The sequence below is a fragment of the Paenarthrobacter nitroguajacolicus genome, assembly GCF_007786235.1.
Lineage (GTDB): Bacteria > Actinomycetota > Actinomycetes > Actinomycetales > Micrococcaceae > Arthrobacter > Arthrobacter nitroguajacolicus_A.
The window spans coordinates 1-13,779 of the sequence record NZ_VNFK01000021.1; the positions used below are offsets into that span (position 1 = coordinate 1).

15 protein-coding genes are annotated in these 13,779 nt (G+C 60.7%); 11 read left to right on the plus strand and 4 right to left on the minus strand.

Annotated elements, in window-relative coordinates:
* Positions 1-78: 78 nt before the first annotated feature.
* Positions 79-570: a flavin reductase family protein gene (locus FQP90_RS20185; protein WP_144652857.1), complete on the minus strand. Its 492-nt coding sequence runs from the start codon at positions 568-570 to the stop codon at positions 79-81.
* Positions 571-848: 278 nt separating this feature from the next.
* Here FQP90_RS20185 and FQP90_RS20190 point away from each other — a divergent pair, with 278 nt between their 5' ends.
* The 6 genes from FQP90_RS20190 (at position 849) to FQP90_RS20215 (ending at position 6,141) form a co-directional block, all read left to right on the plus strand.
* Positions 849-1,883, plus strand: a complete 1,035-nt coding sequence (locus FQP90_RS20190) for an aldo/keto reductase (protein ID WP_144652858.1) — start codon at positions 849-851, stop codon at positions 1,881-1,883.
* A gap of 164 nt (positions 1,884-2,047) precedes the next feature.
* Entirely contained in the window at positions 2,048-3,151 is a 1,104-nt protein-coding gene (locus tag FQP90_RS20195; protein ID WP_144652859.1) for a sulfite oxidase, read from the plus strand.
* Between the two features lie 168 nt (positions 3,152-3,319).
* Positions 3,320-3,697 carry an RNA-binding S4 domain-containing protein gene (locus FQP90_RS20200; RefSeq protein WP_018779945.1) on the plus strand — a complete coding sequence of 126 codons (378 nt, stop codon included), beginning with the start codon at positions 3,320-3,322 and terminating at the stop codon, positions 3,695-3,697.
* Positions 3,698-3,932: 235 nt separating this feature from the next.
* Positions 3,933-4,556, plus strand: a complete 624-nt coding sequence (locus FQP90_RS20205) for a DUF6318 family protein (RefSeq protein WP_280115998.1) — start codon at positions 3,933-3,935, stop codon at positions 4,554-4,556.
* Between the two features lie 125 nt (positions 4,557-4,681).
* Complete coding sequence (locus tag FQP90_RS20210) at positions 4,682-5,674, plus strand: hypothetical protein (RefSeq protein WP_244296886.1); 993 nt, start codon at positions 4,682-4,684, stop codon at positions 5,672-5,674.
* A 50-nt stretch (positions 5,675-5,724) separates the two neighbouring features.
* A complete protein-coding gene (locus FQP90_RS20215) occupies positions 5,725-6,141 on the plus strand; it encodes a hypothetical protein (protein WP_144652861.1) in 417 nt (138 codons plus the stop codon).
* A gap of 170 nt (positions 6,142-6,311) precedes the next feature.
* Here FQP90_RS20215 and FQP90_RS20220 read toward each other — a convergent pair whose 3' ends face one another.
* From FQP90_RS20220 to FQP90_RS20230, 3 genes are all read right to left on the minus strand, one after another.
* Complete coding sequence (locus tag FQP90_RS20220; RefSeq protein ID WP_144652862.1) at positions 6,312-6,803, minus strand: DUF3817 domain-containing protein; 492 nt, start codon at positions 6,801-6,803, stop codon at positions 6,312-6,314.
* A gap of 35 nt (positions 6,804-6,838) precedes the next feature.
* Complete coding sequence (locus FQP90_RS20225) at positions 6,839-7,456, minus strand: hypothetical protein (RefSeq protein ID WP_144652863.1); 618 nt, start codon at positions 7,454-7,456, stop codon at positions 6,839-6,841.
* Positions 7,457-7,525: 69 nt separating this feature from the next.
* Entirely contained in the window at positions 7,526-8,032 is a 507-nt protein-coding gene (locus tag FQP90_RS20230) for a hypothetical protein (protein ID WP_144652864.1), read from the minus strand.
* Positions 8,033-8,241: 209 nt separating this feature from the next.
* Between FQP90_RS20230 and FQP90_RS20235 the strand changes: the two genes are divergently transcribed.
* The 5 genes from FQP90_RS20235 to FQP90_RS20255 all read left to right on the plus strand — a co-directional run bounded on the left by FQP90_RS20235 (position 8,242) and on the right by FQP90_RS20255 (position 13,754).
* The gene (locus tag FQP90_RS20235) at positions 8,242-9,357 is read left to right on the plus strand and encodes a thermonuclease family protein (RefSeq protein ID WP_144652865.1); all 1,116 of its coding nucleotides are present in this window, start codon (positions 8,242-8,244) and stop codon (positions 9,355-9,357) included.
* A 96-nt stretch (positions 9,358-9,453) separates the two neighbouring features.
* Complete coding sequence (locus FQP90_RS20240) at positions 9,454-10,950, plus strand: type I restriction-modification system subunit M (protein WP_144652866.1); 1,497 nt, start codon at positions 9,454-9,456, stop codon at positions 10,948-10,950.
* 5 nt (positions 10,951-10,955) lie between these two features.
* The gene (locus FQP90_RS20245; protein ID WP_167510527.1) at positions 10,956-12,107 is read left to right on the plus strand and encodes a restriction endonuclease subunit S; all 1,152 of its coding nucleotides are present in this window, start codon (positions 10,956-10,958) and stop codon (positions 12,105-12,107) included.
* Positions 12,108-12,213: 106 nt separating this feature from the next.
* Positions 12,214-12,438: a helix-turn-helix domain-containing protein gene (locus tag FQP90_RS20250; RefSeq protein ID WP_167510528.1), complete on the plus strand. Its 225-nt coding sequence runs from the start codon at positions 12,214-12,216 to the stop codon at positions 12,436-12,438.
* A 23-nt stretch (positions 12,439-12,461) separates the two neighbouring features.
* Complete coding sequence (locus FQP90_RS20255) at positions 12,462-13,754, plus strand: HipA domain-containing protein (protein ID WP_144652869.1); 1,293 nt, start codon at positions 12,462-12,464, stop codon at positions 13,752-13,754.
* Positions 13,755-13,779: the final 25 nt, after the last annotated feature.

Below are 13,779 nucleotides of genomic sequence, written 5' to 3' on the forward strand. Positions count from 1 at the left end.
CAAGCACCACACAACACCCGGAGGTCCTCTTATTGCGTCACATCAATCCCGTGTCACCAACCTGCCGGGACACTACAGCTAGGCTGCCAGCTGGCGGAAGCCCGCGCCGTGATAGATGAGCGGCTTGGACTCGAGGTTGATGGTGGTGGCTTTGACTTCCAGGACAACGATCGCGTGATCCCCGGCGGGCGTCTCCGACACAACTTCGCATTCGAAACCCAGCACTGCGCCGTCTATGAGAACCGCGCCTGAATCACTCACGCTGGTATCGAGCCCGGCAAAGCGATCACGGGTCTTGGAGGCCAGCTGAAGTGCGGCTGCTTCCTGTCCCTCGGCGAGGACTGAAACCCCCATCCGCTGGGCCTGGCGGAGCTTGGGCCAGGTGGTTGAGGAGTTCTGCACCGCGAACATCACCAGCGGCGGCTCCAGCGAGACTCCCACCGTGAAGGACGAGGCCACCAGCGCTTCCGGAGTGAAGTCCACCATCGCGCTGAAAGCAGCAACTCCGGACGGGAACTGCGCAAATGCTGCCTTGATGGCCGCCGTTTCTTCCACTGTGGTCTGTGTCATTCCGCTGTCCCCTTCGTGCGTTGCTTGAGTTCCCTTCCCATAATTCACGTGCTTCCCGGAACGGCAATATTTGTTGATCCGCAAGACATTTGTGTTGCCGCATGTCAAGAAATATCGCGAAGTAAGGCCGCTTCCATTACCCCGCAAGACGAAAAACGAAGAACTTCTACCATTTGCGTTTATGCCTCCGACGGCCGTGTGTAGCCTCGATTGAACATCCCGTCCACACCGCTGACTCAGTCGTGGACACCAGCACTGTCCCACCACAGGAAGCCGACATGAGCCTCAACGAGCTACGAACGCTTGGACGCACTGGCGCCCTGATCAGCCCCCTCACCCTGGGAACCCTGAACTTCGGCACCGGCGCCGCACCCACAGGTCCTGCCGAGAGCATCCGCATCATCAAAGCAGCCCTCGACGCCGGTATCACCAGCGTCGACACCGCGGACATCTATTCCCAAGGCGAGGCCGAGACCGTCGTGGGCCAGGCCATCCACAGTCGCCGCGACGACGTCTTCCTCGCCACCAAGTTCCACGGGCAGATGGGTTCCAACCCTGCGCACGCAGGCAACTCGCGCAGGTGGATCGTCCGGGCTGTGGAGGACAGCTTGAGGCGGCTGAACACCGACAGGATCGACCTTTACCAAGCGCATCGCCCCGACTACAACACCGACCTCCTTGAGACCATCACGGCCCTGAACGACCTCATCCGGCAGGGCAAGATCCTCTACTACGGCACCTCCGTGTTCAGCCCCGCCCAACTTGTCGAGGCCCAGTGGATCGCCAACACCAACCACCTGACCCCGCCGGTGGTGGACCAGGTTCCGTACTCGCTCCTGGTGCGCGCCAACGAACGCGACGTTTTCCCCATCACCCAGCAGTACGGCGTCGGGGTCTTAAGTTACGGTCCGCTCGACGGCGGGTGGCTGGCCGGCGGATACCGCGTTGGCGCCGGGCAGCCCGAGAGCTCCCGGTCCGCGGCAGTTCCCGGCCGCTTCGACGTAAACGCACCTTTCAACCAAGGCAAGCTGCACGCCGCCGACGCTCTTGCGCAGCTTGCGGCACGCCACGGTCTCACGCTCATCCAGCTCGCCGTCGCCTTCGCCCTAAACCATCCTGCAGTGACCAGCGTTGTTATCGGGCCGCGCACGGAGGAGCACCTCACCGACTATTTGAAGGCCGCGGATGTGGTGCTCAGTGAAGCCATCCTCGACGACATCGACGACATCGTGGCTCCCGCGGTCAACTTCCTGGAGCGCGACGCCGGCACCGTTGCCCCGCACCTTGAGTACCCGGAATTACGACGCCGGTAGCCACCTTCCGTTGTGGGGCCTGCTCTGCGTTCTTTGCGCCCGTCTTAGCGCGCAGAGCGGGCCTCGCAACGAGGTATTGACGCAGGTTCGCCCCCGGCGTGATCCTTGTCCTAAGTGCTGCGGCACTCCGCAGCGTTTAGCTTCCAGTAGAACGCCGCCGTCCCATGTCCAAACACCACACCAAGCAAAGAGCAGCGAAAACCGCAGCCCCCGGGCAGCCGACCGAAGGTCCCCTGACCCACGAAGAACTGCAGCTTTCCGGGCGGAACCATTCCATGCCGCTGGAGGCCCTGCAGGACGACATCACCCCGGCGGGCCTGCATTACCTGCTGATCCACTTCGACATCCCGCACCTGTCACCTGAGACTTGGCGGTTGCGACTGGGCGGGGCTGTTGACCATACCCTTGAACTCACCCTCGAGGACATCAAAGCCCGGCCGGCTGTCACCATGCCCGTCACTCTTGAATGCGCGGGCAACGGCCGCTCGCTTCTGGAACCCCGCCCCCTGAGCCAACCGTGGGTGCTTGGCGCGGTGGGCACAGCCGAGTGGACCGGAACTCCCCTGGCACCGCTGCTGGAGGAGGCAGGGTTGGCGAGTGACGCCGTCGAACTTGTTTTTACCGGTGCCGATAACGGCATCCAAGGCGGAGCCGAAGAGCCGTATGCGCGCAGTCTTTCTGTCGCCGAGGCCATGCATCCGGAAGTCATGCTGGTCTACGCCATGAACGGCCAGCCCTTACCACTGCAGCATGGATTCCCCTTGAGGCTCCTGGTCCCTGGCTGGTACGGGATGGCAAGTGTGAAGTGGTTGACGTCGATCGAAGCGGTGACATCGCGGTTCATGGGATGGCAGCAGTCTGTGGCCTATCACTATTTGCAGGGTCCGGACGGGCCTGGCATCCCTGTCACCCATATCCGCGTGCGCTCCCTGATGGTGCCGCCGGGGATCCCGGAGTTCTTCACCCGGCGACGGATCGTGGACGCCGGTCCGGTGATGTTGCACGGCCGTGCATGGTCCGGGCACGGTGAAGTGGAGCGGGTGGAAGTGGGGATCGACGGCGAATGGATGCCTGCGCATCTCGACGCGCCTTTGGGGGACTTTGCGTGGCGGTCGTGGTCCATGGTGTGGGTCGCGAGCCCAGGGGAACACGTGTTGCGGTGCCGGGCGATGGATACCTCGGGCGCGCTGCAGCCTACCGAGCAGGTGTGGAACTATCAGGGCATCGGGAACAATATGGCACAGCGGGTTGAGGTGACGGTGCGCTAGTTTCCTTGGCGCCCCTTGCGCCCCTTGAGAGCGCTGCGACGGTGCGAGTTCGCTGGAACGTTGCGAGTACGGTGGAGCGTTCCAGCGAACTCGGCACCTTTCCCGCGTTCCGGACTTCTTCCAGCGTTCTCGTCGTGCGCGTGACGCCCGGTTAGACTCGTTCAGATCATGAGTATTCCGTCGTCATCCCCAGCAAACGTCCGCGTTGATGCCTGGTTGTGGGCGATCCGAGCCTACAAAACCCGCTCCGCAGCCACCGCGGCTTGCCGAGCCGGGCACATCCGTATCAACGGCAATCCGGTCAAGGCGTCACAAAGCGTAATCATCGGCGACACCATCCGGGTCCGGGAATCCGGCTGGGAACGGATCCTCGAGGTAAGGCGGCTCATCGCGAAGCGCGTCGGAGCCGAAGCCGCCTCCCACTGTTTCACCGACCACACTCCGCCGCGCCCCGTAGCGCCCAAGCTGGGCCTTCCCCAGCGCGACCGCGGTGCCGGCCGGCCCACCAAGAAGGACCGCAGGGATATGGAGAAGCTGCGGGGGTAACCTTGCGGTGCACCACGCAAATTTTGCTGGATCATCAGGCTGGGCGCCGGCCAGAAACCGCGGAATCCCAAGCATTTTGCGATATCGACGTCCCGATCATCCAGCAGAAATTACCTGGCACTTATCCACAGGACCATTTTTCTGACGTGAATCCCCCCGCGCACGCTGCTTAGACTGGCCGCCACACCGTCGAACAGCTGTTGGGGAGCTTGCCATGTCACGCCTTTCGTCTGCCATGTTGTCGTCCATCCTGGCGGCGGTTCTTCTGAGCGGTTGCCAGGGCGGGTCGCCCGGTACGGGCCCTTCGGCAACACACACGACGACGGCGTCGCCCATCTCAAGCGCTTCGTCACCCGCTGCTTCGGCTGCTCCGTCTCAGTCGGCTGCGTACAAACCGGCGGATGCGAAGGGGAAAGCCCAGAATGTGCCGGTGCCTGTGATGCCCGAGCTGGCGAAGGAAAACTCAAAGGCCGGGCTGGAGGCCTTTATTGGGTATTGGTACGCGACGTACTCTTATGCGACTGAGACCGGTGACCTCGGCCCATGGAGTCTGGCAACTGATACGGCTACGGAGTCCGGAGCCGCCTATAAGAAGGCCATCGATGCAAACTACGCCAGCGGAAGCTGGCTGGTGGGAGGGCGGATTTCCGTACCTAGGATTGAGGTGCTTTGGCAGCCGGGAGCTGGCTCCCAAGTTGCCAAAGTGCAGGTTATCCAGGAGGAAATAGGTTATCTGGATGCACATGCAACTGTCAGACAGCGGACCTCGGAAGCATCAAACACAGCTGAGGCCGTAAAAGTCACCTTCAGAAACGGCGCTTGGCAAGTAATCGACAACGGCCTGATCTTGGGCTCATGACGCGAATCCGTCGATGCGCTGCGGGCATGCTCCTTCTCGGCATCGCGCTGTTAGTCCCGATTTGCCCTACGGCCGCGATAGCGGCAGATGAGCCGGAAATCCGGGCGAATAGAGGCGAAACGGGGATGACTTTGAGCGCCCACTACATACTCGATGGCAAAACCGGAGTACCCACCGCCGAGCTTGGCAATGATGCCGGCGGGGAAGATCCCTACCAATACAAGCCGGACTTTCGATGCAGTCTCGGTGGCCCCGGCGCGCGCGAAATGGGCTGCCTGACCCTTGAATGCCCACCTACAACACCCGACGGTGAGAAAGGCTCACCTGTCATCTGGTTGAAAGCACCGAAAGCCGTCACTAACCCGACATTCACCGATTGGCAGCCTGTCGATGGTAAGCCCGCGTGTCTCTATGACGCAGAGCCGCAAAACGTCCTGGCCAACATCGCAGCCAGAATCCTCAACGACTTCCGACAACTCCCCGTCAACCCCGGAACCCTCCAAGTCCAGCCCTTCCCCCACACCCTCAAAGGCGGACCCACCAACTTCTACACCACCGCCGGCGAACAGGCCTTCGACATCACCATCCTCGGCCAAGCCGTCCACCTCACCGCCACACCGGCCAGCTACACCTACACCTACGGAGACGGCACCACCCTAGGCCCCACACCAGCCGCAGGCTACGCCATCCCCGAAACCGAATGGCTCACCACCGAAACCCGCACCAGCCACAGCTACACCGAAACCGGAAACTACCCCGCCACCATCACCACCAACTTCACCGGCACCTACTCCGTCAACAACGGCCCACCACTACCCATCAACGGAACCCTGAACCTGACCACACCCACCAAAACCATCCACGTCTGGAAAACACAAAGAGCACTCGTCGCCGACACCTGCCAACAAAACCCCCACTCCTGGGGCTGCCCCGGGACTAGGACTGACGGCGATCCGGCACTCTTCACGAATGAAGGCTGCCTCGTTCCGACATGCCCAAAAGCCGTGGAGTCACAGACCGGTTCCACCGCTGTAGACCAGACCGGATTTGGCGCCACTCCGAACGATATCCACAGGGCCCGGACCATCACATCGCCTGGTTCCATTCAACCGATTTAGGCTGTTCGACACATCTCAACACATCGCCAAAACCACTGGGAGACCAACACATGGATCTGAGCCTCATTGCCCGCGTCACAACATCTGTTCACTGGCGCACGGCGGCGCTGGCCATCACGGGGGTGCTTCTCTTGAGCGGGTGCCAGAGCGGCGGGAACCCGGCTGGTTCGGCAACTACCGATCGGATGTCGGCCGATCCGACGTCCAAATATCCGGAGTTGGCGTCCGGTTCCATCGTGTCGGCCGATGGCCTCTATCAACTCATGCCAGATTTCCACTGCCGTGACGATGGTCCTGACTCCAAGGACGCCGGATGCTTGACCATGGAATGTCCAGCCACCGCAGACGGCGCTACAGAGGGTCGGCCAGTCATTTGGAAGCGGGCACTCCGCACGATAGCCAACCCCGGGTGGCAGGACTGGATTCCCGTCGGCGGGCCGACATGCTTCTACGATCCCCATGCCTAACACGCAGCCCCACCACCACTTTGACCAACGACGCCCCGGCAACACACCCACAACACGGCGTGTCCAGGCCGTCCAGGATTCAAAGTGGGTGTGAAGGCCAACGCCGGGAGTGAACCTTAAAGAAGAAAAGCACCAGTTCCAAAGAACCGATGCTTTCCGCCAGCTGAATCCTAGGAGAACCAGGTGCCTGGAGGGCCCATGAACAACAGGAAGCTGAACACTGCACCCACAGCCACCAGGGTCACCACAACAGCGAGAACCGGGTTCCGCAGGACCCAGGCCTGAGCCTTTTCAAAGCCCCCACGCGGCGTATCTCCCCCAGCGGCCAAACGCCATCCGCCAGCCAGGAGACCCCGGCGATCCAGCGACTTCTCCATCGGGATGGTGGCATAGGGAATCACAGCGGAGCCGATGGCGAGCAGGCCGGTCCGCATCGTCCACTTCTGGTTGATCCAGGTGAAGGCGGCCGTCGCTGCGTAGCAAAGGAACACGAAGCCGTGGATGCCTCCGGCGATACTCACGCCGAGGTCAGTGGTCTTCGTGACGTATTTAAGGAACAGCCCGATCAGCAGCAGCGTCCATGTCACGGCCTCGGCAAAAGCGACGGTACGGAACAGGGCACGGGGCTGCATGGAAGTCCTCTGGTTGAGATCTGGAGTCATGTCCAATTTACCGTGGCGGCCGGGCTCCGTCAGAATCACCCCTGCCCAGGGAGCGCCAGCCTGTTCCGGATGCGCGAGTCGCCGAATTCAATGGCCACCGGAGCGATCTCCACGGGCGGCTCGTGTCGCGACCGCGCCCTTCCCACGGCAATGTGCGGCAACCAGCGCGGAGACCTGTAGCCCAAAGCGGGTGAGCCCAGGATGAAGTCATCAATGTTGTCGAGGCCAAGATCATCAAGAAGCACGTGCAAGCCTTGCACCAGAAGCGCTTGGTAGTCGTGAACTTCCTGGGGAACGTCCACCTCAAGCCCCATCAGCCGACCGCCACCCAGCGGGACCACTTTGTCCGACTTACCCAGAAACCCCTGCAGCACCGGCAGTTCCGTCAACCAGCTCGTAATCTCGGGCAGAACCCTCTCCGGCGTCGCCCTTCCTTTGGTCCACGCGGCAATATCATCAGCGAGTTCGTCGAGGATCCCCACGTGCAGCAGCGTCATGTGGAGCCCTTGCGGCTTGCGCAGCGAATCAACGAATCGCTTGAGGCCCTCGTAATCGGCCTGCCCGCCACCGATCCGAAGGACAGGAACCTCTACCGTGATGCGCGGTTGACCCGCGGTGCTTCCAGTGGGGGTGCTGGCCGTCATGGACGCCATTATCCGCCGATCACCCACGCAGCGGGAGGCCGACGGCGGAAGGCACCTCCCGCCGTCGGCCTCCTTGGGCTATTTCCTGGCGCGCGCCTGGACGAGATTGGCGAACGGAAGGCGTCCGTGAGCGGAAATGAACGCGGCGTGATAGTCGGCTTCGGCTGCACTCAGCCCCTCCGCCGGCAGTTCCTTCCAAGCGATGACCAGGTCCAAGGCGTCCCGCAGCTGCCAAATGAGGCGCGCATCCCACACGACGGTTGGTCGCCCGCGGCCGTAGTCCATGAATTCCTGGATCTGCTTCCGGAGCCCCCGGTTGCCCTGACTGCCCGCGCTGGCTTTGCCGATGTAGAGCGCTGAGGCGTCTGCAAGCCACTCGGCCGCGAGTGCTTCGCGCTTCAATGATGGGTCCTTCTTCTTGAAGGTCCCGGCGGTGCTCTTGTTCAGAAAGACCGGTTCAAATCCGGCCGGGCGAAGGACCACGAATATCCCGGGGCCTTGTGGGATCCGCATGGGATCGAGTTCATCGAACACGCGAAATCCGGTGAATCCGTCCTCGGTGAGGGCCTTTTTGGTGAAGAGCATGGTCCATTGTGTCAAGCACCCGTCACACATCCCGCTACCACCCGGCCCGAAGCCTCGCCAAGACCACTTGTAGCTTAAAGTGTTCACGGCTGCTGAGCAGCCGACTCATCACTCCATTCGCATAAATAGGGGGACTATTTGCGCACCCAGAACCGGCTGTCCCACAGCCACCCTCCACTTCAGGCCCCAGTTGTGGGAGGCCAGACATCATGCGGAAGCTAATCATTGGAGCTACGGCAGCAGTCGCGATCGTGACTGGCTCCCTGGTAGCGGCGGCTGCCGCCAATGCCGACAGCGGAACCGTCGTCCGGGTAATCGATGGCGACACCATAGTCGTATCCATCAACAACATCGATCAGACAGTTCGCCTGCTGAACATCAATACTCCGGAAACTAAGGATCCGAACAAGCCCACCGAATGCCTTGGGCCGGAGGCGACAGATCATCTCGAGGGAGTACTGCCGGTGGGCAGCAAGGTCAGGTTGGAGTTCGACGTCGAACGCCATGACAAATACGGCAGAACCTTGGCGGGTGTCTTCAATGCCAAGAACCAGCTGGTCAACGCTGAGATCGCACGCCGGGGACTGGGGGTTCCAATGGTCGTCGGTGAAAACCGAAAGTTCCTGCCTCCTGTCGAAGCCGCCTTTGAGGAAGCGCGTACTGCCAAGTCCGGGCTCTTCGGAGAGGGCATCGAATGCACCCTCCCTGCGCAACTGGCAGCTGCCAACGAAGCACTGACAGCGGCACAGAGTGCGGCGCCGGCAACCACGTCGGCCGGAGCGGGAGCATCGGCTACTGGACTGGCGACGGCCATCGTTACTGCCAAGGCAGCAAAAGACCTTCTGTCCGCAGCCAGAGAAACAGAGAACTCCATCCTTTGGGCGGCTTACTCCGCCAGCGAATCAACCGCCAAGTTGACCGGCCTGACCGCAGTAATAAACCGGGCTGAGTCTGCACACAACCAGCTCAAGGAACAAGAGAAGACACTTGCCGCGGCCGAGAAGAAGGCAGAGGAAGAACGAGTAGCCGCTGTGGCGCGAGCGGAGGCAGAACGAAAGGCTGCTGCGGAAGCAGAGGCGGCAGCAAAGAAGGCTGCCGATGAGGCCGCCGCGGCGGAACAGGCTCGGGCAGCAGCAGCGGCTGCCGAGGCTGAACGGATACGCAACTTACCCGTACCAGCTCCCTATGTTCCGCCAGTCCAGCCGTATGTTCCGCCAGCTCAGAATTACGTACCGCCGGCGCCACCGGCCCAATCGAATCCCTACCCGGGGTACACGGGCCCCCGCTGTTACGCTCCCGGCGGCAAGTCCTGGCGTCCCTGCTGACAACCGGCTTGGCTGAAGGCCTGGTGTCCCTTAGGGGATGCCAGGCCTTCTCACCGATGGGCGTGGCTCACATGAGAACGCACTAAACTCGCATGAGTGATCACAGGTGAAATCAAGTCCCAAGTAGACAAAGTCTGGAATACGTTCTGGAGCGGCGGTATCTCGAACCCGCTGGAAGTCATCGAGCAGATCACGTACCTTCTGTTCCTCAAGCGCCTGGACGAGAACCAGACTCGGGCGGAGAAGCAGGCCAACATCTTGGGCGAGCCGATCGAGAACGCGGTGTTTCCCGAGGGTGTTGACCCCCAGGGCCGCCCCTATTCGGACCTCCGCTGGTCGAACTTCAAGGACTTTGGTCAGATTGAGATGTTCACGGTCTTCCAGCAGAACATCTTCCCGTTCCTCCGAACTGAGCTGACCAAGCAGTCCAACGGCGAAGACTCCACTTATAGCCACCACATGAAGGATGCGCAGTTCAAGATCCCGAACGCGGGTGTCTTGAAGCAGGTGGTGGATGTCATCGACTCCATCAACATGGAGGGCCGCGACACCAAGGGCGATCTCTACGAGTACATGCTGTCTAAGCTGGCATCGGCGGGTACCAACGGACAGTTCCGAACCCCACGGCACATCATCGACCTCATGGTCGCGATGACAGCACCCCAGCCACTCGAAGCCATCTGCGATCCGGCCGCTGGCACCTGCGGCTTCCTGGTTCAGGCCGGCGAATACCTCCGTAAGAACAACAGCAATCTCCTCACCAATGACGAGACCAGTAAGTTCTTCCATCACGAGCAGTTCCATGGCTTCGACTTCGACTCCACCATGCTCCGCATCGGTTCAATGAACATGCTGCTCCATGGGGTCGAGAACCCGGATGTTTCCTACCGCGATTCACTTGCCGACCTGCACTCCGTCGAGGAAGAGAAGTACAACGTCATCCTCGCCAACCCGCCGTTCGCTGGCAGCTTGGACTACGAGAACGTGTCGAAAGAGTTGCTGAACGTCGTCAAGACGAAGAAGACCGAACTCCTCTTCCTGGCACTTTTCATCAAGCTGCTTAAGCCAGGTGGACGCGCTGCGGTTATCGTTCCAGACGGCGTCCTCTTCGGCTCCACCGGCGCACACAAGTCCCTCCGCAAGACACTGGTCGAAGGCCACAAGCTCGACGCCGTCGTCAAACTCCCGTCCGGCGTGTTCAAGCCCTACGCCGGTGTCTCCACCGCCATCCTCTTCTTCACGAAAACCAACTCCGGCGGCACGGATAACGTCTGGTTCTACGACGTAAAGTCGGACGGGTTCAGCCTCGACGACAAACGGACGCCGATCGGCTCTTCCGACCTTGAGGACGTCCTCTCGCGTTGGAATCAGCGCACGACGGCGGAACTTGAGCGGGCGCGCACGGAACAGTCCTTCTGTGTTCCGCTTTCAGAGATCGTGGCGAACGACTACGACCTGTCGCTGAACCGGTACAAGGAGATCGAGTACGAAGAGGTCGAGCATGCTGCCCCTGAGGAGATCCTGGCTGCACTGGATCAGCTCGAGACTGAAATCACCGAGGGCATGAACGAGCTGCGGGAGCTGCTGAAGTGAAGCTTGTGCCACTCGTCAAGGTCGCTCGTGTCGTCTCTGGCGGGACGCCCAAGACTGCCGTCGCAGAGTACTGGGACGGGGACATTCCATGGGCAACACCCAAGGACCTAAGCAGCCTCAGGGCTGTAGAAATCCACTCAACTCCCCGGGGACTGACCCCGGCGGGTTTGAATGCTAGCAGCGCCGAGGTTCTACCCGCTAATTCGGTTTTGTTCAGTTCCCGTGCGCCAATCGGTCTGTTGGCCATCAACAGCGTTCCCATGGCAACAAACCAAGGGTTCAAAAGCTTTGTTCCCGACCCTACCCAGCTTGAGGCCCGGTATCTCTACCGCTGGCTCGAATTCAACCGGAAATGGCTACAAAGTCTTGGTGTTGGTGCGACTTTCAAGGAGGTTTCAAAAGCCACTGTTTCGCGGATTGAACTTCCTCTGCCATCCTTAGCGGAGCAGCGGCGGATTGCGGCGATTTTGGACAAGGCCGATGAGCTCCGCGGCAAGCGCCGCCAAGCAATCGCCCACCTGAACACCCTCACCCAGTCGATTTTCCACTCCATGTTCGGCACCACGACTTGGCCTACGAAAAACCTGGGTGACTTAGCAATGTTCCGATATGGATCGTCCAACAAATCCGCTGGCGCCGGAGAAGAATGCTTGCGAATACCTAATGTGGTGGGAGGGCAAATTGATTGGTCGAACTTGAAACTGGTGCCCGTCACGAATGACGAACTCGACAGGCTTCGTCTGCTGGACAACGATCTTCTGTTCGTGCGGAGTAACGGTAATCCGGATTACGTCGGAAGGGCCGCTGTTTTCAGCAGTCGCGATGAAAGCAATGTAATCTACGCGTCTTATCTCATCCGAGCCCGGTTCCACGACTTCAACGCTTTGTCACCTCGCTTTGCTCACGCCTATCTCGAGTCGACCAGTGGACGAGACCAGCTTCGTTCTGGAGCCAAGACCTCGGCTGGACAATACAACATCAACACTCAGGCTCTAGGGGCGCTGAAAATCCCAGTGCCCCCGCTTGAACTGCAGCAGACCTTCGCAAACCGAGTTGCCGCCGTCGAGCGCTTGAAGGAAACCCACCGCAAGCACCTGGCGGAATTGGACGCGCTCTTCGCTTCGCTCCAAAGCCGCGCGTTCAAGGGTGAACTCTAGGCAGGAACCCGGCGCTCAGACAGGTCTGTCGCCGTACGGCAACAAATGCTAAAGTCGGCGTACGGCGACATTCGTGAAAGTTGCCGTACGGCGACAGGAGCAGCTATTGCGTACGGTTCGAGAGGCAGGGCCCTTGGTCCGGGAACTCAGGGAAGAGCGAGCCTGGTCACAGGCAGAGCTGGCCCGACGGGCCAGCGTCTCACGCACCTTTGTCATCGATCTTGAATCCGGTAAAGCATCGGTGGAAACGTCCAAGTTCATGGATGTCTTTCAAGCCCTTGGTTTCGAGATCGCCATACGCGACAGCGAGACGGGCGCAGTTCGGTGGTGAGTGCGCGCGCTCTTGAAGTGTTCATGGACGGGACACTTTGCGGCCGGGTTGAACAGTCGTCGTCGGGGAATCTGACGTTCCGCTACTACCCCGAATACCAGGCAGCCCCCAACGCGACACCGCTGTCACTGTCCATGCCCTTGGCCGCCACCCTCCACAAGAAGCGAAACGTCCTGCCCTTTCTCCAGGGCCTCTTGCCCGACAGTGAAGGGGCCCTCCAGACGATTGCCCGACGGTTCCGGGTGTCCCCGTCCAACCCCTTCGCCATCCTTGAACATATCGGTGCCGATGTCGCGGGTGCGCTCCAGTTCATGCGGCCGGGAACCGGATCTTCGGATGGCACCCTCGCAAGAACGGCGGTGAAGCCAGTTTCGGACAGGGATGTGGCCGAGATGCTGGACCACGTCGTGACTGAGTACAAAGACGGCACGCCCTACGACGACTCCGCAGGACGCTTCAGCCTCGCCGGGGCTCAGCCAAAGATCGCCCTGCACCAACTTCCCAACGGCGACTGGGCGGTACCCGAAGACGCTACCCCCACGACGCACATCCTCAAACCGGCAGCTGGCACATTCAGTCGCTTGGATATTGTGGAACAGCTGACCATGAGGGCAGCATCTTTTCTGGGGCTCGAGGTGGCCAAGTCCGAACTCCGCCGCATCGGCGACTGGGACGTCTTTGTGACACGTCGCTATGACCGCCAGGAAGTGGGTGGAACCTGGCGTCGCATCCATCAAGAAGACTTTTGCCAGGCATTGAGCGTTCCTCCAGCCAAGAAATACCAGCACCGTGACGGCGGGCCGGGCGCGAGCGATATGGCCGCCCTTATCCGGTCGCTTCCTTTTGAAGCGGACCGCCGGGCAGCAGGAGCAGGGCTGTACCGGGCCTTTGTTTTCAACACAGTGGCCGGTTGCACCGACGCGCACGCCAAAAACTACTCCCTCCTCCTCAATGGCAGTAGAGCGCAGCTATCGCCACTCTACGACCTCGCCACCTATGCCCCGTATTGGGACGCGGACTCAGGTATCGACTTGGCCATGAGTGTGAAAGCCGAATACAGGCTTCAGAAGATCAGCAAGCAGATGCTGGTCTCGACAAGCACTCAGTTTGGCGTTGATGCTGAAGCAGCCCGGGAAATGGTCGAACACTATTCTCGCGGCATAGTGGAAGCATTCGAAGCTGCCAGGGAAGGGCTGAAATCCCAGCTGGGATCCCTGCCGAAAATCACCGATGACACTATTGCAGGTACGACTGCTGCCACTCGTCGAGGCCACGGGTCTGAAATAAGGCATAAACGGTCGCAGTCCCATGATTGACTACCTTCAGGACATCGGAGCAACG